Source organism: Bordetella genomosp. 4 (genome assembly GCF_002261185.1).
Taxonomy (GTDB): domain Bacteria; phylum Pseudomonadota; class Gammaproteobacteria; order Burkholderiales; family Burkholderiaceae_B; genus Bordetella_A.
The window spans coordinates 300,238-319,254 of record NZ_NEVQ01000022.1; the positions used below are offsets into that span (position 1 = coordinate 300,238).

19 protein-coding genes are annotated in these 19,017 nt (G+C 57.8%); 2 read left to right on the top strand and 17 right to left on the bottom strand.

The annotated features are described in order from the left end of the window. Positions 1-37: 37 nt before the first annotated feature. The gene (locus CAL20_RS22620) at positions 38-793 is read right to left on the bottom strand and encodes an SDR family oxidoreductase (RefSeq protein ID WP_094839068.1); all 756 of its coding nucleotides are present in this window, start codon (positions 791-793) and stop codon (positions 38-40) included. Positions 794-803: 10 nt separating this feature from the next. Next, positions 804-1,283, bottom strand: coding sequence for a carboxymuconolactone decarboxylase family protein (locus tag CAL20_RS22625; RefSeq protein ID WP_094823731.1), 480 nt, complete (start codon positions 1,281-1,283; stop codon positions 804-806). Between the two features lie 363 nt (positions 1,284-1,646). Here CAL20_RS22625 and CAL20_RS22630 point away from each other — a divergent pair, with 363 nt between their 5' ends. Then, a complete protein-coding gene (locus tag CAL20_RS22630; RefSeq protein WP_094839069.1) occupies positions 1,647-2,390 on the top strand; it encodes an SDR family oxidoreductase in 744 nt (247 codons plus the stop codon). A gap of 43 nt (positions 2,391-2,433) precedes the next feature. Here the strand turns inward: CAL20_RS22630 and CAL20_RS22635 are convergent, their stop codons facing one another. The 10 genes from CAL20_RS22635 to hydA all read right to left on the bottom strand — a co-directional run bounded on the left by CAL20_RS22635 (position 2,434) and on the right by hydA (position 12,516). Continuing rightward, positions 2,434-3,705 (bottom strand): MFS transporter, encoded by a 1,272-nt coding sequence (locus CAL20_RS22635; RefSeq protein WP_094823341.1) that lies wholly within the window; start codon positions 3,703-3,705, stop codon positions 2,434-2,436. A 62-nt stretch (positions 3,706-3,767) separates the two neighbouring features. Further along, the gene (locus CAL20_RS22640; RefSeq protein ID WP_094823342.1) at positions 3,768-4,715 is read right to left on the bottom strand and encodes an N-carbamoyl-D-amino-acid hydrolase; all 948 of its coding nucleotides are present in this window, start codon (positions 4,713-4,715) and stop codon (positions 3,768-3,770) included. A gap of 89 nt (positions 4,716-4,804) precedes the next feature. Further along, positions 4,805-6,232 carry an FAD-binding oxidoreductase gene (locus CAL20_RS22645; protein ID WP_094839070.1) on the bottom strand — a complete coding sequence of 476 codons (1,428 nt, stop codon included), beginning with the start codon at positions 6,230-6,232 and terminating at the stop codon, positions 4,805-4,807. Between the two features lie 4 nt (positions 6,233-6,236). Then, a complete protein-coding gene (locus CAL20_RS22650; RefSeq protein WP_094839071.1) occupies positions 6,237-6,896 on the bottom strand; it encodes an aspartate/glutamate racemase family protein in 660 nt (219 codons plus the stop codon). A 30-nt stretch (positions 6,897-6,926) separates the two neighbouring features. After that, complete coding sequence (locus CAL20_RS22655; RefSeq protein ID WP_094839072.1) at positions 6,927-7,862, bottom strand: dihydrodipicolinate synthase family protein; 936 nt, start codon at positions 7,860-7,862, stop codon at positions 6,927-6,929. Between the two features lie 104 nt (positions 7,863-7,966). After that, positions 7,967-8,635: an amino acid ABC transporter permease gene (locus CAL20_RS22660; RefSeq protein ID WP_094823346.1), complete on the bottom strand. Its 669-nt coding sequence runs from the start codon at positions 8,633-8,635 to the stop codon at positions 7,967-7,969. 15 nt (positions 8,636-8,650) lie between these two features. Further along, positions 8,651-9,328, bottom strand: a complete 678-nt coding sequence (locus tag CAL20_RS22665) for an amino acid ABC transporter permease (RefSeq protein ID WP_094823347.1) — start codon at positions 9,326-9,328, stop codon at positions 8,651-8,653. Further along, complete coding sequence (locus CAL20_RS22670) at positions 9,328-10,080, bottom strand: amino acid ABC transporter ATP-binding protein (RefSeq protein WP_094823348.1); 753 nt, start codon at positions 10,078-10,080, stop codon at positions 9,328-9,330. Before CAL20_RS22670 ends, CAL20_RS22665 begins: the two co-directional genes overlap by 1 nt. Before the next feature lie 29 nt (positions 10,081-10,109). Then, positions 10,110-10,964 (bottom strand): transporter substrate-binding domain-containing protein, encoded by an 855-nt coding sequence (locus CAL20_RS22675; RefSeq protein ID WP_094823349.1) that lies wholly within the window; start codon positions 10,962-10,964, stop codon positions 10,110-10,112. Positions 10,965-11,016: 52 nt separating this feature from the next. Continuing rightward, entirely contained in the window at positions 11,017-12,516 is a 1,500-nt protein-coding gene (gene hydA / locus CAL20_RS22680) for a dihydropyrimidinase (RefSeq protein ID WP_094839073.1), read from the bottom strand. 253 nt (positions 12,517-12,769) lie between these two features. Here hydA and CAL20_RS22685 point away from each other — a divergent pair, with 253 nt between their 5' ends. Then, complete coding sequence (locus tag CAL20_RS22685) at positions 12,770-13,711, top strand: LysR family transcriptional regulator (protein WP_094823351.1); 942 nt, start codon at positions 12,770-12,772, stop codon at positions 13,709-13,711. 75 nt (positions 13,712-13,786) lie between these two features. Here CAL20_RS22685 and CAL20_RS22690 read toward each other — a convergent pair whose 3' ends face one another. The 5 genes from CAL20_RS22690 to CAL20_RS22710 are packed head-to-tail and all read right to left on the bottom strand — an operon-like array spanning position 13,787 to position 18,997. After that, entirely contained in the window at positions 13,787-14,749 is a 963-nt protein-coding gene (locus CAL20_RS22690) for a tripartite tricarboxylate transporter substrate binding protein (protein ID WP_094839074.1), read from the bottom strand. Positions 14,750-14,798: 49 nt separating this feature from the next. After that, on the bottom strand, positions 14,799-15,566 hold the full coding sequence (locus CAL20_RS22695; protein ID WP_094823732.1) for an SDR family oxidoreductase: 768 nt from the start codon (positions 15,564-15,566) through the stop codon (positions 14,799-14,801). Between the two features lie 17 nt (positions 15,567-15,583). Beyond that, positions 15,584-16,603: a cyclase family protein gene (locus CAL20_RS22700; RefSeq protein WP_094823353.1), complete on the bottom strand. Its 1,020-nt coding sequence runs from the start codon at positions 16,601-16,603 to the stop codon at positions 15,584-15,586. Positions 16,604-16,646: 43 nt separating this feature from the next. Next, positions 16,647-17,684 carry a zinc-dependent alcohol dehydrogenase gene (locus tag CAL20_RS22705; RefSeq protein ID WP_094823354.1) on the bottom strand — a complete coding sequence of 346 codons (1,038 nt, stop codon included), beginning with the start codon at positions 17,682-17,684 and terminating at the stop codon, positions 16,647-16,649. A gap of 59 nt (positions 17,685-17,743) precedes the next feature. Then, complete coding sequence (locus tag CAL20_RS22710; RefSeq protein ID WP_094823355.1) at positions 17,744-18,997, bottom strand: ABC transporter substrate-binding protein; 1,254 nt, start codon at positions 18,995-18,997, stop codon at positions 17,744-17,746. Positions 18,998-19,017: the final 20 nt, after the last annotated feature.

Below are 19,017 nucleotides of genomic sequence, written 5' to 3' on the forward strand. Positions count from 1 at the left end.
ACGGATGCTACCACCTCCACCGGTCTTCCAAATCGGCTTACAACGTGGCTCGCGATCGGCGAAACCACGTATCGAAATTAATCGCCCCCAAATGGGGATCGCGGACCGGCACGAGCGTATCGTCCTCAAGCAAGGCACCGAAATAACGGGCCTGCTGATCCGCAATAACCGGACGGGCATCTCCCGTATTGGCCAGATAACGCTCAACCAATGCGGCCATACGCACCTTTTCTGGCCCGGCGATTTCAATGGTCCCGTTCACCGGCGGTGCCAGTGTGGCGTCTGCCATCGCTCTGGCCACATCGTCCGACGCAATAGGCTGTACGTAAGCCGCGGGCAAACGAATATGATCGTCTTCAGCGCCTGACTGCACGATACCGCCCAAGAACTCGAAAAACTGCGTGCTATGGACGATCGTGTATGGAATACCGCTGGCCTTGATCAATTTTTCCTGGGCGATTTTTCCGCGGAAATAACCGCTTTCCGCAAGTCGATGCGTACCCACGACCGACAATGCCACGTGATGGCGAACGCCCGCTGCGGCTTCGGCGGCGAGCAGGTTCCGCCCCGAGGTGGCGAAAAACTCCAGCACAGCCTTGTCTTCGAACGAAGGGGAATTCGCCACATCCACCACGACCTGCACGCCCTCTAGCGCCTCGGACAAACCCTCGCCCGTAATCGTGTTCACACCCGTGGCGGGCGATGCCGCGATGGCATTATGGCCATGCTGAAGCAGAATGGCGACCAGCTTGGAACCAATTAAACCGGTACCGCCGATGACTAGGATTTTCATGATGAATGCCTTAGCTCAGATTGGCTTTATCCAAGCCGTAGGCCTTGTCGGCCGACCCCGGAACAGTCTGGAATCCAACGTTCAGACGGTTCCAGCCATTGATTGCCATGATGGCGAAACTCAATTCGGTCAGTTCTTTTTCCGAATATTGCGTACGCACGCGCTCATAGATATCGGCAGGCACGCCCTGTGCGGGCAGATGCGTCAGCACCTCCGTCCAAGCCAGCGCGGCGCGCTCACGCGGCGAAAACAAGGTAGATTCACGCCAAATGGCGACGTGGTGCAAACGCAGCTCGCGTTCACCCTGGATCTTGGCCTGCTTGACGTGCATATCCAGGCAAAACCCGCAGCCATTGAGCTGCGACGCACGGATATCAACCAGATTGAGAATCTCGTGCTCGATAGAGCCCGACTTCACGAGCATGCCGAACTCGACGAATTTCTTGAACAACTCTGGGGATTGCGCAAACGCGTTGATACGCTGAGTCATGATGATTCCCTCGATGGATTGGCGCCGCCGCCTGGCGGCTTGAAAGCGGTCGTTGCGGCGACACAGGCAACGGACAGCCCCATCGTAGGGGGACAGGGAATCTGCCGGTAGGCCCGGCAAAGGGATCATGATGTTGATTGAAAAGCACCAATCGCTGGCCGCATTGCACGGCAACGTTTTACAGCACACGTCAGGGGCTGATTTGATAAACAAACATCAGCAGCGTGCGTAGTGGAATTACCTCAAGCCGCCAATTATTCAATTGGTTGAATAGTCATTACAAATTTTGCCCGATTATCCAACGCAGAATAACGAATAAAGTGTCTTTAAGCCGTTACGGCATACAACCGAGGACATTTCAATATGAACACAACTTCCCCATTGCGCGTCGCCCTGGTCACCGGCGGGTCCCGCGGCATCGGCGCCGCCATCTCGGAGCGCCTGGCAGCCGACGGCTACGCGGTGGTCGTCAATTATGCTGGCCGCCAGGACGAAGCAGCACAAGTCGTAGCCCGTATCCGTGCATCAGGCGGAGAGGCCCATGCCCTGCAAGCCGACGTCAGCGACAACACCGCGGTCGAGCAGTTGTTCGACGCCATCGAGTCCCGTTACGGCGGCATCGACGTACTGGTCAACAATGCGGGCGTGATGCATCTATCGGCCATCGCGCAATTCGACGATGCTGAGTTCGATCGTCTGGTCAATATCAATCTGAAAGGCAGCTTCAACGCCATGCGCCAGGCCGCACGGCGCGTGCGTGACGGCGGACGAATCATCAATTTCTCGACCAGCGTCATCGGCCTGAGACAGGAGGGCTATGGTGTGTACGCCGCCACCAAGGCCGCGGTCGAGGCCCTGACCGGCGTGCTATCCAAAGAACTGCGGGGCAAGTCGATCACGGTCAATGCCGTCGCCCCCGGCCCTACCGCGACCGATTTGTTTCTGGAGGGCAAATCCCCCGAACTGATCGACCGGCTGGCCAAACTGAATCCGCTGGAGCGGCTCGGAACACCGGAGGACATTGCCAACGTCGTGTCGTTTCTTGCGAGCCCGCAGGGCTCGTGGGTGAATGGACAGACCCTGCGCGCCAACGGTGGAATGAATTGACGCGTTGAACATCGCTGTGGCGCCACAGCGATGCTCGTACGGCTTATTCCAGTTCGGCCCCCTTTAGCTCGGGAATCAACCAGATCGTCGCAAAGATATCAATCAGATAAATCACGGCCAATGCTGCGATGGCAACGCCGAAGGAATAATAAGAAGCCAACGCGCCGATCACTAGTGGACTGAAGCCCCCTACTCCTCGCCCGATGCTCCAAAGCACGTTCTGGGCAGTTCCACGCGCATGAGTCGGATAAAGCTCGGCCAATAGCGCGCCATACCCTCCCATCATACCGTTGACGAATACGCCCATCACCACTCCACCGATCAACAACGCCTCCGGAGATGTCAGGGTCGAATAAACGAACACCATGACAAGCGCGCCAATCTGATAGCCGATGAATGTAGGACGCCGCCCTATCCGATCCGCCAATTGGCCGAAAATCCAGATACCCACCAGCATCCCGATGATCGATGCGCCTGTCCACACCGCCGATTTTGCCAGACTATAGCCAAACATTTTTGACAAATAGGCCGGCATCCAGACAATGAGTCCGTAGTACCCGAAGTTCTGCACGGAACATAGAATGATCACACCGATGCTGCGCTTGGTCGTCTCAGCATCACGGAACAATGTCTTGATCGGAAACTCGCGCTTTTTCTTCTTGGCAGAACGCAGGAATATTTCGGATTCGCCAATGACCTTGCGAATGATGAACGACCCCACTGCCGGAAAGAGCCCTACGACGAACATGCCGCGCCACCCGATGTGAGGCAAGAGCAAGGGCGTCAATACCGCCGCGCCCAACACGCCCAATTGCCACCCCATTCCCACATACGAAGACACGCGGCCACGTTTTTCCGCAGGCCAGGCCTCGATGGCCAGTGCCATACCGATTCCGAATTCGCCGCCCAAGCCGAGGCCCGCCAGGAATCGATACGCCATCAAGTCCCAGTAGCCGACGGCCAACGCGCAAAGCCCCGTGAATATCGCAAACATCAGGATGGTGTACGTCAACACCCTGACCCGCCCGTAGTAATCGCTGAGGATACCGAAACCGATTCCACCGAAAATCCCGCCGATCAGCGTCGCAGTCACCAAGGACCCGCTTTGCGCTTCGGTCAGCCCGAGCTCGAGTCCAATGACATTCAACATGAACCCGAGGATCAGGAGATCAAAGCCATCCATGGCATAGCCGGAGACCGCGGCGATCAATGCCCGCATCGGACTGCTGCGCCCAGTATCGTTTTGGGTATCGGCATCATGAGGCGTCTGGGCAGCACTCAAGGCCTCGGTACCCGAGGTATTGTATTGACTCATTTATTTCCTTTTTTTTGCTGGCTGGCGGCACACACTAGTCCGCCAGCCCAAAGGCGAGCAGATCAGATTTTCGGAATCGGCAAAGGCTCGCCTGCTCCGGTGCGCTCTACGATGATCTTGTAATGTTCCGGCCGGCGATGCTTGGCGAAATTGAAGACGTGATTTCGGAAATTCTCGACCCAGGACAGATCTGCCGATGTCACAATGACCTCGTCGTCTTCGGATATGGCGCGAGCCACAATCTCACCGGTCGGCGCGACAATGACAGAGCCGCCAATCATGTGATGCCCGTCTTCCGATCCGCACTTGGCGGCAGCGGCGATCCACATTGCGTTCTGATACGCACTGGCCTGCAGCGACACCAGATGAGTCGACATGCGCAGATGCACAGGCTCATTCCAATGAATATTGACAGACGGAGTGTTGTAGCCCAATACTCCGACCTCGGCGCTCTGCAACGACATCACGCGCCAAGTCTCGGGCCAACGACGATCGTTGCACAGGCACATGCCAACACGCGTATCGAATGCCTCAAACACCGGAATGCCCACGTCACCCACCTCGAAGAATTTCTTCTCGAGGTGCTGAAACGGCGCATCCACCTTGTGATCGGAATGCCCCGGCAAATGGATCTTGCGATACTTTCCGATGATATTGGCATTCGCGTCGACCAGGATGCTGGTATTAAAGCGTTCGCCGCTGGGTGTCAGCTCTGCATATCCCAGATAGAACCCGACGCCCCGAGCCTTCGCAGCATCGAACAAGGGCTGCACGTCCTTGTTCGGCATGGACCGTTCAAAAAATCTTTCGACGGCCTCTTCTTCGGTCATCCAGTAACGCGGAAAGAACGTGGTCAGCGCCAGCTCTGGGAACACGACGAGCTTCGCCCCTCTGGAGGCGGCCTCGTTCAACATCTCGACGAGCCTCTTCACTACGGCGGCACGGCTATCGTTCAAATGCACCGGCCCCATCTGGGCAACGGCGATTCCCAAGTGTCTGCTATTACTCATACTTATCTCATCTAAAAAATGCACGACATTGAAAACAATCGTGCGGCACTGCGAAAAAATTTCATACCCGCGCGCTTTCGCCTATGCGGTCAAAGCAACTTTCCGGGGTTCATGATCTGGTTCGGATCGAGAGACTGCTTCAGCTGCATCATCAGATCCAGCTCGACGGCGGATTTGTAGTTACGCAGTTCATCGCGCCGCAGTTGCCCGACGCCGTGTTCGGCGCTGATGCTCCCGTTGACCTGGTGGACAAGGTCATGCACAACGCGATTGAGCAGCTTCACAGTTTGCGACATTTCAGTCGGGGGCGTATCCAGCGGCATCAGCACATTGAAATGCAGATTGCCATCACCCATATGGCCAAAATTAATGATGCAAGCGTCGGGTTTGACCTTTTTCACGGCGGCGTCCGCATCAGCGACGAATCGAGGCAACTTCGATATAGGCAGAGCAATGTCGTGCTTGATAGCCTTGCCAGCCCGGACTTGCGCTTGCGAGATTCCTTCACGGATTTTCCAGAACGCCTGCCGTTGCGCAATATTGAGCCCGACGGCGGCGTCTTCGACGTATCCCGCGGCCATGGCCTGCTCGAGTGTTCCTTCCAACATCTCTGCCAGGCCATTCTCATGCGTATCGGCCAGCTCGACCAAGGCATGGAACTTATGCGCATTTGCCAACGGCCGTCTTGCATCCGTGATGTGCTGCATGATGAGATCCACCGACGCCTGCGTCAGCATCTCGAATGCGACAAGGCGGTCTCCGCAGGTATCCCGGCTCAGTGCCAGCAAGGCCAGCAGGTTTTCCATGCTGTCGCAACCGACCCACGCCGCTACACGCGCCACAGGCCGCGGAAACAGTTTGAGTACGGCGGCAGTCACGACGCCGAGCGTCCCTTCCGATCCGATGAACAGATCCCGCAACGCGTAGCCGGTATTGTCTTTGCGTAACGCACGCAAACCATTCCAGATGCGGCCATCGGGCAGTACGACTTCCAGCCCCAGCGCCAGATCCCGGGTATTGCCATAACGCAGTACCGCAACACCCCCGGCATTGGTGGCGAGATTGCCTCCTATGGTGCAGCTGCCTTCCGAGCCCAGGCTCAGCGGAAAATAGCGATTCACCTCCTGGGCTGCCTCTTGAACATGCGCGAGCAACACCCCTGCTTCAGCGGTGATGGTGTTATTCAGCGGGTCGACTTCTCTGATGCCCCGCAGCCGGGACGTGCTGAGAATCAATTGCGCACCGCTCTCATCGGGCGTGGCCCCGCCACTCATTCCCGTATTGCCTCCCTGAGTCACCACCGGAATGCGTGTTTCATGACAGAGGCGCATCACCTGTGCAACCTCCTGAGTACTCGCGGGTCGCACCACCGCGCAGCTGCGGCCGTGCCATTTCTTCAGCCAATCAGTGTCGTGATCGTCCTTTTGCTGCGCGTCGCTGACGAGTCCCGGCTCTCCGACGATTTCGGATAACCTCTGCAAGAACTGGGACTTGAGGTGGGGGATGGATCGGCTCATGCGCTCACCATCCCAGACGCAGTCGTCCCAGCGCCATGGCGACGGTTGCCTGGCTAGGCTCGACGACGGGCAGCCCGACGGCTTGTTGCAACGACTCGCGATAGCGCGCCATCCCGGCGCATCCCATGACCAGGACGTCGGCGCGATGCTTGTCTCGCAGCGACTTGCCGGCCTCGATCATGGATTTCAAGGTCGCTTCGCTGTCGGACAACTCCGCCACCGTCCGCCCGATCGCGACTTCGCCTGCCACACGATCATTGATTCCCATCGCGGCCCAGGCCCGCATATGCCGAGGAATGGATACATCCAGGATGGCGATGACGCCAAATTTCTGGCCTAGAGTCATCGCCGTCAGCGCCGAGCCTTCGCTGATACCCAGTGACAAAACACCTGGTATCTCTCGCAGCGAATGCAGCCCGGGATCGCTGAAGCAGGCCGTCACAAATCCCGCAGCATCCTCTCGATGCTGCTCGGCGAACTCCCACACCAGCACTGCCGCCAGATCCACGTCGCGCTGCGTCTGAATTCCCGGCGGCCCGTCTTTTAATGTCACACACTCAATTATCGGCGCATCGTCTTGGCGCAGAATATCCAGCGCAGCGTCAATCCCCGCAGTCACGCCTGTGTTGCTGTTAGGATTGATCACATAAAGCTTTTTCTTCATGGTTTGTCCTTTCGCCGTCGCTTTCGCTTATCAGGCCAACGCCTTTTCCTGGCGTGCGATCAGACGACTCAGTTCTTCGTGATCCCGAACATCCAGCACGGGGCCGGGCTTGCGCACGAATGCCGAACGGATCGCGCCGCGGCGGCGCAAGGTTTCCTTGCGCAGGGCCAAGCCGATGCCGTACTGGAATTCATGGCGCAGCAAGGGCAGATAAATATTGAACAGATCTTCTGCGGCCTCGGATTTCCCCTCGCTGAACAGCTGGCATACCTGAACCAGCATCTCGGGAAACGCGAATCCCGTCATCGCGCCGTCGGCGCCGCGCAGCATCTCCTGGGGCAGGAACAGTCCGCCATTGCCCACCAGAATACTGATGCGCCGCCGCCCGCCCGCCTCACTGTCATGCCTGACCTGGCTCAGCTTGCGCATGCCGGGAAAGTCCTCGTGCTTGAGCATGACCACTTGCTCGAACTCGTCGATCAGACGGTTGATGACCGATACCGATGTGTGAACGCCCGTTGCCTGCGGGAAATCCTGCAAGCAGATCGGTATGTCCCGCCCCAGCAACTTCGCAATACTGGCGTAGTAGCCGTAGACCTGCTCGTCAGTCTTCAGATTGGGCACCGGGGCCACCATGACTCCCGCCGCGCCCAGATCCATTGCCTCTTTGGATAGCCGTTCGATGTGCCGATTCGACGAATGGCTCACGCCCACCACGACCGGCACCCGGGCGTCAACGCGTTTGAGGATACGTTCCATCACCAGCGTCGTTTCCGCTTCGCTGAGCTTGGGCGCCTCGCCCATCATGCCCAGGATGGTAAAGCCGGTCACGCCTTTCTCGAGATAAAAATCGGTCAGGCTGTCGATACTGTACAGGTCAACCTCGCCTTGGTCATCAAACGGCGTCGCCGCAATGATGTACACGCCACTGGCCTGTTCTGTGAGGCGATGCGATTGGGTAGCCATAGATAGAATCACTCCAAAAAGTCTTGATCAGCCCATTCAGGGCGTAGTTTCCCCACGAGGACGTATCAAAGCGTCCTGGAATTCGTGAATAGTGTCTTTATCGTCTAGCGCGACCGCCTATGCTCCAGCCTGCCCAGCCAGCGAGTCAGCGGCCACAACAACACCAGATACATCAGCGCCGCGAGCACAATGGGCGACGGGTTATAGAGCAATGCCTGAGCATCTCTGGCAGAACGCAGCAGCTCCGGCAGCGCCACGACGCTGGCGATGGTCGTCAACTTCAACACCTCGATACTGTTGCCCACCAGGTCAGGCAGCACGTTGCGAGCGGCCTGCGGGATCAGGACATAGCAAAGCGCCTGCCAGCGAGCCAGGCCGGTCGAACGAGCCGCTTCCATCTGCCCTTTCGGCACAGCCTCGAGACCGGCTCGAAACACCTCTGCGTAATAGCTGGCGTTGTTCAACACAAACGCAATGACGACAGCAGTCAGCTTGTCCAATTCCACCCCGAGGAACGGCCAGCCAAAGTAGACCAGTATGAGCAACACCAACGGAGGAAACGCTCGAAAGAAATCGATATAGGCGATCACTGCCCATCGCAGCCACCGGCGGCTGGATTGCGTGACGATCACCGCCAGCACCAGCCCTGATATCGCGCCTAGCGGAATCACGATGGCCGACAACCAGACGGTGGTCCAGAGGCCCTTCATCAAATACGGAAAAACATCCGCATAGACAGGCAGATTAAAGAAGTTCTGGATCAGGTTTTCCATCGTGTCACCCAGCGCTCAGCATCGAACCCAATTTCTTTCCAGCCATCTGGATAGAATCACCAGCGGCAGAAAGATCACTACGTACGACAAGGCCGCCATCATCAAAGGCGTAGGATTACCGGACAAACTGCTCGCGCCCTGCGCCGCATTGAGCAACTCGTTCAGCGACACCACCGATCCCAATGCCGTGTTCTTCGTGATGGAAATAATGCGATTGGTCAACGTAGGCACGGCACGCCGCAGCGCCTGCGGCAGCACGACCCATCGCATCGCGGACCACCATGACAAGCCCGTCGATCGCGCCGCCTCCATCTGGCCGTCAGGCAATGACGAGATTCCCGCCCACACGCTCTCTTCGGCATAAGCAGCCAGCACCAGAGAGAGCGCAAACCATGTCACGAACAACGCCGACAAGGGCAAGCCGACCTCGGGCAGGCCGAAGTACATCACGATCAGAATCACCAAAGGCGGCAACGACCTCAACACATCGGCAAACGCCACAATCGCCAAGGTCAGGACCCGGCATTCCAACGCTCTGAGTATGGCCAGGGCCACGCCCAGAATAGTGCCCGTGAGCACCACTGCCAGCCCGGTACCCAACGTCACCGCCGCACCGACAGCGAGCGCCGGCAGATACTGGACGGCGATATCGACGTTGAAGAACGTAAAGAAAAATCCGCTGGACGTCCCCATCAGTGAACGAGCCTATTCGCGTAGCGAGCCAGAAAGCTGCGGGTCCGTGTTTCTTTCGGATGCTCGAAGATGTCGGCCGCGCTGCCTTGCTCTACAACCACCCCGCCGTCCATAAAGACGACTTTGTCCGCTACAGCATGCGCAAATGCCATTTCGTGCGTGACCACCAGCATCGTCATTCCACTTGCGCGCAGCTCTCGCATGACCCCCAGCACGTCTTCGACCAGCTCCGGGTCCAACGCACTGGTCGGCTCGTCAAACAAAATGATCTGGGGCGCGAGCGCAATGGCTCGTGCGATGCCGACACGCTGTTGCTGACCGCCCGACAGCTGTGCCGGCATGGCATCTGCCTTGTGTCCCAAACCAACGCGCTCCAATGCCGACATGGCAATCCTGCGTGCTTCTTCCGCGCTGTGTTTTTGCACTTTGCACAGCGCCAGCTTGACGTTATCCAGCGCATTCAGATGGGGATACAGGTTGAACTGTTGAAACACCATCCCCACATCCTGACGCATCCGGTTGATATCCGTCTTCGGGTCCAGCACGTTATGGCCATTGGCTACGATGCGGCCAGAGCTGGGGACTTCCAGCAGATTGCAGCATCGCAACATCGTGCTTTTCCCAGACCCCGAAGGGCCGATCACACACACGAGTTGCCCTTTATTCACCTGCAGGTCTATGCCGCGCAACACCTCGGTCTGACCATACTGTTTGCGCAGACCGGAGATTTCAAGAATGGCATTGGTACTCATGACATACCTCCTCAGTTCTCGTCTGCTGCTCAGGCGCACTTGGGCTGTACCGGTGCGGGGTCATAGCCTTCCATATCGGGCACGCCCGTTCCCGGCGCGACGTGAACGGCGGCATCTTCTGCCGCAGGCTTGAACCCGAACCACTTCTCGGCCAGTTTTGACACCGTTCCATCCTGCTTCATGCACTTCAGGACATTCGATACCTGGAGGCGTCCGTCCTGGTCATCCTTGCGAAACGCCAGTGCCCATACCAGACCTGTCTTGATGGTGTAGCTGGTCACCAGGCGCGGGTTCTGCTTCGCCACCCAGGCAACCACAGTGGTGCCCGCCAGGTTGAAATCCGCGCGCGATGCCTGCACCGCTTGCACCGCATCGGCATTGCCGCCATAAACGTCATAGCGAAAACCATATTTCGCAGCGTTGTCGTGCGCCCAGGCCTCGTAATTGGAGCCCTTGTTCACGGCGATCACCTTGCCCTTCAGTTGCTCCAGTGACTCGAGGGGCGGTTCATTCTTGCGGCCCAGAAACGTGTAATCCGTGTCCAGATATCCCTCTGTGAACAGCAAGGCCTTGGCGCGCTCCGGTGTCACGGTGACCGGTGCAATCAGGAAATCGTATCGGCGGCTGTTCAGTCCCGGCACCAGCCCGGAAAACTCCGCGGGCTCGATGGTGATCTCGCGGCCCAGACGTTTTGCGATCTCTTTGCCGAGATCTACGTTAAATCCCTGCAGCCCTCCGCCCAGACTGGCCATCGCATGCGGCGCAAACGTCGCATCCACAGCCGTCCGTATGGGTGCGGATTGCGCAGCGCTCTGATTTGCCAACCCGACCAACAACGAACTTCCGATCAAGCAACTACCAAAAATCAGTTTCAGACCTTGCATGAACATCCCCTTGTTCTGTCAGGAATTCACCGGAATACCGGCTTGTGTGAAACTACTCAGTTGCGGTTGCGGATTTCAGCCCTATAAATTGACTGAATATTCCGCGGCCTTCGGCAGGCGCGCGGCGGTTCAGCACGGGGTCGGGACGAGACCTCGCGATAAATTGGCCGCTGCCGCGCTCGACTTGGAGCTGATTGTCTTTGATGACACAGCGCCCGCGGCTGTAGACCTCGACCGGCCAACCTTGGATTTCCCGGCCTTCATAGGGCGTGTAGCCGACACGGTCGTGCAGCATCTCGGCAGACACCACCGTCTTGCGATTCGGATCCCAAAGCACCAGGTCGGCATCCGCGCCCACAGCAATCGCTCCTTTTCTGGGAGCCAGACCGTACATGTGCGCATGATTCGTCGACGTCAAGGCCACGAACTCTTCGAGCGTCAAACGGCCTTTCATCACCCCTTCGGAAAACAGCAAGGGCAGGCGCAGCTCGATCCCCGGCACGCCATTGGCCATTTCTTTGAACGTGGTTGCGTCTCCTTTGGGCAGCTTCCCCGATTCGTCAAAACGATAAGGCGCATGGTCAGAGGAATAGACATTCAATGTCCCATCCTTGAAACCTTGCCACACGGCTTCTTGCGACGCTTTGTCTCCAGGAGGCGGGCTGCAGCAGAACTTCGCGCCCTCGAATCCCGGCAAATCGGAGTCCTTCGCCTCGAGAAACAAGTACTGCGGGCAGCTCTCGGCATACACCTGAGCCCCCAAATGCTGCGCCTTGCGAATGATGTCCACGGTCTCGGCGCCTGCCACGTGCACGATGAGCACCGGCACATTGATCAATCGCGACAAGGCGATGGCGCGATGCGTCGCCTCTGACTCCGCCAGCGGGTCGTGCGATACCGCATGAAACTTTGGCGCCGTATGGCCGCGTTCGAGCAAGCGGCGCGCGACCCAACGGATCATGTCGTGATTCTCGGCATGCAACATGACCATCGCCCCGCGCTCACCTGCCACCGCCAGCACATCCAGCAGTTGGTAATCATCGAGCTTGAGCTTGTCATAGGTCATGTAGACCTTGAACGAGGTAATGCCGGCATCGATCACAGCAGGCAGATCGTGCATCAGTGCCTGTTCGTCGGGATTGGCCAGGATCAAATGGAATCCGTAGTCGATCACGGCTTTTTCTCTGGCCCGGCGCGAGTAGTCCTCCAGCACATCGGGGATACGGTCGTTTCGATGCTGCGCGGCAAAGGACAGAATCGTGGTGGTGCCGCCAAAAGCGGCCGAAACCGTACCGGAGTAAAAATCGTCCGCGCACATCACACCCATGCCGGACAATTGCTCGATATGCGTATGGCTGTCGATGCCGCCCGGCAGTACCCACATTCCACCCGCATCCACATCCTGCTTGCCGGCGGGCAGCCCCCGCGCGACCTCAACGATGACACCGTTGCGCACGCCGATATCAGCGAAAAAAGTGCGGTCCGCATTGCTTATCCGCCCGTTGCGGATAGTGAGGTCGAATTCGACGGGAGGCGTGTCTGAAGGCTGCATCAGCGTATGGCTCAGGAAGTTCCAATTGAGAGAATTATTGGACCTCCGTTACCCTTATGCCTATTGCTTCTTTAGCCCCATTGCTTAACATGAGGTTAAGGAATTTCAGCTGGCGCGGATATTTTTCTAGGGAAAACCCTTAATTAACAGCGCCAAATTCGCCCTTTGTACAATTTTGGGCACCTGCCATTGGCATAAGTGTTAACCCTGAATTGCCGCCGAAAAACCTGGACCGGCCCCGATACGCCATTCTATGAAGCTCAATATCCGACAGATCGAAGTGTTTCGAGCCGTGATGATTACCGGGTCCATCCGGGGCGCTTCCGAAATGCTGTTCGTCTCGCAGCCTGCCGTCAGCCGGCTGCTTTCGCATACCGAACAACGCATCGGTTTTCCGCTATTCAATCGGATCCGCGGACGCTTGCAGGCTACGCTGGAAGCCAAGAAACTGTTCCATGAAGTCGAGGTCGTGTACGAAGGCGTGCAACGCGTAAACGATATGGCGCGCGAACTGTTTGAGCACCAGGAAGGGATTCTCAACATTGTCGCCAGCCCGAGCCTTGGCCAGATGCTCATACCGGTCGCCATTGCGAGCTATCGGCACACGCACCCGCATGTAAAGCTCACGTTCCATTATCTGAATCACAACCCCTTGACCGAACGGCTGCTGAAACGGCAGGCCGACCTCGCCGTCACGATTCTGCCCATCAAACACCCCAGCCTGGAACAAGAAGAAATCGCGCGCGCCCAGTTGGTGTGCATCTGCCCATACAACCATCCGCTGTCGCGCAGGGCCGTCCTGGAGATCAAGGACCTGTTGGCTTATCCATTCATCTCGTACGAAAAATCGTCGCCGTTCGGGCGCATGGTGCAGGGCATGTTCGAGGAAAGCGAGCTGCCGCTGCGCCCCGTCGTCGAGGTAGGGTCGCCGCAAAATGCGTGTGCGCTTGTCCAAGCCGGCGCAGGCATCGCCCTCGTTGACCAGTTCTCGGCCCGCAGCTGGTCGGCCAGCAGATTTGTCACGCGTCCCATTGCAGAGAGCCCAACCCTCAGGGCTCACCTGGTTCGACTGCGCGATGAGCCTGTCTCGCAACTATCGCAGTCCTTTATTGATACGCTGAAGGACGTCATTCGGAAAGAAGGCCATTCAGGGATCGAGATACCAGGTACAGAATCTATTGCCCAGCGATCCTGAACCTGCTGCGGCAAATATCGGACCCCGAGGGCATAACAACGCCGGCCGCTTCACACGGCGCCTGCAAGTATGCGCCTATCGATCTTTCACAGGAGCCCCCGCCGCCTGCAGGCGCGGCAACATGAGCGTGTATTCCTGTTTGAGGAGTTGGGCATACTCCTTTCCGCTGAGGTAGGCGGGGTCTATGCCCATCTTGCTCAAGCCAGACACCAGATCGGGATTCTGCATCGCCGCCGCCAAGGCCTGTTCCAGCCTCGTACGTACAGCCGCAGGCGTTCCTTTCGGTACGGCGACACCCATCCAGGAACCGATTTCGACATCCACGCCGGCTTCTTTCAAGGTGGGCATGTCGGGCGAGGTCTGCCATCTATCAGGGCTGACCGACGCCAATAAGCGGACTTTTCCCGACTCTACGAACGGCGTTATCTCCGAAGGAGTCTGTATTACCGCGGCAATCTGTCCCGCGGCTAACGCCGTCACAGCTTCAGTGCCCGACTTATACAGTACTTGCTCCAGATTGGCGCCAGTCTTCTTGGCCATGTCGAAGAAAGCGAGATTATTAGGCGCTCCCGGCGTGCCGAAAAATAGCGGTTGTCCCTTTGCTCCTCGTGCGGTTTGCACAAATTCCTGCACCGTTTTGTACGGTGCGTTTGCCTGAACCGCCAATCCATATCGATATCGGCCTGAACCACCGATAAATTCGAAATCGTCGATCGTATAGGGAACATCGATCATGTGAGGCGTAATCGACACGGCAGACAGCGTGATAATGCCCAGGGTATAGCCGTCAGGCGCCTGCCGCATCAGATGGGCAGGCCCCAATGTTGCCTGTGCCCCTGCCTTGTTTTCCACGACGACAGGTTTCTTCAGTTCCTGTTCCAATGCTTTCGCCAACAGTCTGGCGGCGACATCCGTGACGCCCCCCGCGCCATAATTCACGATCAGACGCACTTCCCGATCGGGATACGATGCCGCACAGACCATCGGCATCGAAAAGCTGAGGCACAATCCCGCAAGCAGATATCTCATCCAGCTCATTTTTGTCTCCTGTTATTGTGCGCGTCGGTCAAAAGCGACGCGCATCGTGCTAGCCCATAAACGAGCCGCCATTCACATCAAGTACCGCGCCGGTAACAAAACCGGCCTCCTCCGAGGCCAAGAACGCCACTGCTGCTGCAACGTCCTCCACCGTTCCCAACCGTCCGACCGGGATGCGAGTCAAATACTGAGCATTGACGTCAGCGCCTGCCGCATTGGCCATCGGCGTCACGATGCGGCCGGGCGCCACGCAGTTCGCCGTCACGCCGTATGACCCAGCCTCGCCTGCGAGATTGCGCGCCAAGGTCACCAGTCCGGCCTTGGACGCCGCATAGTGGCCTCCAGCGACCGTTGACAGCGTGCGTGCGGCTTGAGACGAGATATTCACTATTCGTCCATAACCCTGATTTCTCATGAGAGGCAAGCAAGCCTGTGCACACAGGAACGCGCCGGTTAGGTTGACCTCGATAACCTCGCGCCACTCGGTCACATCGACCGTTTCCATCGACGCCCGTTTGCCGCCGTGCTTTGGTGATATGCCTGCGTTGTTGACGAGAATATCGACTCTGCCAAATCGATCGGCGACGGCGCGAAAAGCCAATGCAACGGCCTTACTTTCGGCCACGCTGCCCGAAACGGCCAATGACCGCTGCCCGCCCGCGTCCAGTTCTTCTTGCGCCCGACGCGTCTGTGCCTCGTCCACATCCCACAGCACGACAGAAGCGCCCTCTGCATAAAGACGTCGTGCAACGGCATATCCAATCCCCTGGCGGGCGCCCGTCACAATCGCAACTCGGCCCTCGAAACGAGGTTTCATGATGTCTATTGCCATAGCTAGACCGTCGCCACGGGAGTAAGAGGAGAACCGAACGAGCCCGGCAGTCGGAGCGGCGGGCTGGTCAGCATGAAGTGATGCCGGTTATTGGCGCGCAACCAACGCGCAAGCGGCGTGAGATACCAGAGTTCGCCCAGATGGATACCCAACCGGAACAAACAGACCTGATGCAGCGGCAATCCCTCGCAATGGTCGCAGCCCTGGTGATCATAGGGATAAGCCTCGACAGCAAAATTATCCGCGATCAAGACAGAGATGCCGCTATCCTCTATCCATTGCGCGAGCCGCTTGTCACGACCGTCCAGCACCGCGCACGAATGATGCAATACATGAGGATCCGGATCGCCTTTCATATCGACGAGTTTCTGAGCGAATCCAGTATGCAGGCACAACATATCGCCAGGAGCGACATCGATCTTATCCGTATCGATGACCCGCTTTAACATTTCATAGTCGACGAGCGTCCGTGCATCGCCATAGTGCGCATGCAGGTCTATCAACACGCCCCTGCCTTGAACACAAGTCTCAGCCATCTTCTCGATGCCCAATCGGTGGGCATACGCCGGCTGGCCTGACTGCGGTGGCCTGATGTGTTCGTCCGCACGAAAGCCGTTGTAGTACATCGGCTGCGCCGTGCCGTCACCCTGTGCGTCGAAATATTGACCCACGTGAGACAACGCGTCCCATTGCGTCGAATATTGGGTAAATAGCGTTACCGAGTCATCGCTGGAACAATCCACATAACGATGGTCTTCCAGTTTCAACGGGTAGTTGACGCTGGGCTTGCCTTCTCTGCGAGTAGCCACGTGACGTTGCGGCGGATGCCGATTGGGATTGAGCGCCGTCCCTCCAGGCAAATCCAATGGCAGGCTCAGGCAGAACGCAATCCCCTCGCGGATTTCCCGGGCTGCCGCCAGGCGCTTTTCAGGCGTGAGAAGATTCAGCCGCCCCAGTTCATCGTCCTCGCCATAATCCCCCCAGTTCGAACCGGGTGGACGCACTTTCCAACGCTTCGACATTTTCCTTGTACTCCTGTTGTGAGTAGCGTTTTGCCCCGCCGCGTCAAGGACGCAGGATGACTTTCGACACTTCCCGATTTCGACAAAGGTCAAAGCCCAGCAATCCGTCGGACAATGGCATTTCGCGCGAGATCATGGCCCGCATGCTCTCTGGCTCGTTCGCAATCCGGTGTGCCACTGCGTGCCAAGAGGAACGGCGCGACGCGTGCGCTCCTCGTATTTGCTGACGATTTCGGACTAATGACGTCACATCGAACGTGGCTTGCTCTGCGTGGATCCCCGCGCATACCAGCACGCCCTCTTTACGTAGCAGGCCCAACCCATCGCCGATACTGGAGGCGCGCCCCGTCGCTTCCAACACCACGTCAGCCAGTCGATTACCCGTGAGCGCCAGCACCGCGGACCTGATATCCGGCGTCTCGTTCAGATCGATGACATGGGTCGCCCCAACCTGCAATGCCGTTTTCAAGCGGGACTCATCACCTTTTCCCACCACGATGACCTGGGACGCCCCCCGCCATCGAGCGCTTCGTGCAATAGCCTGGCCGATAGTCCCCGGCCCTAGTACGACCACGGTGTCACCCATGGACACTGCGCCGATCTGCGCGGCGTTATCTCCCACACTCAGCGGCTCCATGAGCGCGGCGAGCGCCATATCGATGTGCTCTGGCAATCGAATGCAGCTGATGGCGGGAACGCGGACATAGCGCGCAAACGCACCATCCCGAGTCAGCCCCACCGTGCTTCGCTGCATGCACCGCTGTGGATATCCGGCAAGACAATGCTCGCACTTCATACAACTGGTGCTGGGGATGATCGCTACCAGATCGCCGACCTTCGAACTGGAAACATCGGCCCCTATATTGACTACGCGCCCGGAAAACTCATGGCCCAGCGTGACGGGAAGACGCTCACGCATGAACTCATAGTTCTCGCCCCAGTCGTACACATGAAGATCCGAACCGCAGATTCCCACAGCAGCAACCTCGACCAAGACCTCGTCGGGCTGCAGGTCGCGAGGCTCCTCCACGTGCTCCAGATTCAATCCATGGGCTGGTGCCGTTTTTCTCAATGCGAGCATGGCGACTCCTCATCTTTCAAGATATTGATCGAACGAATGCCCTCTAGGCAGCGATCGCCCTATTTGCCCACGTCCGCACGTTTTCCCCACTCTGGCAGAGGCATGGTGATATTGCTGGTCACCCCAAATTCCGGCGGGTAAATCGTGCGGATTTGCCGCTCCTGCCACTGATCTATCATCGGGAATGCACGCGTGTTGTTCCCCGTCTGAGGATCGAATTTCAAGCCCCAACCCACAATGGTCGAGCCCACGGGCTTATCCAACGCGAGGAATGCCGTCCGCACTTTTTCTGGATCAGTACCGCCAGCGGCAGGCAATATTTCCGACAGCAGCACCCACATGGCGTTAAAACCCATCGCGGAATGCGCCGACGGTTTTCGTTGGAATTTCTTTTCGTAGGCGGAATGAAAGTCTTTGAACAACTGCGCCGCCTCGGGGCTCAAGCCCTTCGGATTGAAATAGGCGGACGTGCCGGCATTGAACAGTCCATTGACATCGTCGCCCAAGGCTTCAGCAAAATCGGGAATATTATGGGCGCCGCCGTTGCCGATCAGCGCCTTCAGTTCCAGCTTGGCTTCACGCGCCTGGCGCCAGAAAAGGATGCCATCAGGGGTATAGGAACACGCAATGACAATGTCCGGCTTGGCCGATTTGAAGCGCTGCACCACCGACGAAAGATCAGTCGTTTTGTAGCTATAGCTGGCAGTATCCACCACCTGCACGCCTTTGTCCTGCAGCCACTTCTTTGCCCCTTCGGCAACGGCCGTGCCATAGGAGCTGTCCTCGTTCATGATGGCCACGCGGGCATCTTTCAACGGGATGTTGAGTTTGGGCAGGATGATATCAGTCGCATACTGAGCACCGCCACGGCCCAGCTCCGTAGCCGGGTAGATAAAACGGAAAAGATTCTTGAAACCCCGTTTGGTAATGTCATCGGCAACAGCGCCTTGCTCGACATAAATGACACCATTTCGTTCGGCGACCTGGCTGGCGGCAAATGAGATCGAACTCGCGTACGACCCAACGATCACCTGCACCCGGTCCCGTGTAATCAGCCGCGTGGCTTGTGACGCAGCCTCGTTCGATCCTGGCACATCACTGGTCGCAAATACAACTTTTTCACCATTCACGCCGCCCTTATCGTTCACCATGTCCCGGGCGAGTTCGAAGCCGCGATTGACGTCATTGCCCAATGATGAAAGTGGGCCAGTCAAGGGCAACAGCACGCCGATCTTTACATCCGCGACCGCGCTGGCCGATGCCGCCACGACCAGCATACCCAGGGCAAGACGGATGCTTTTATGTATGCTCATATCTCCTCCTTGTGGCGATT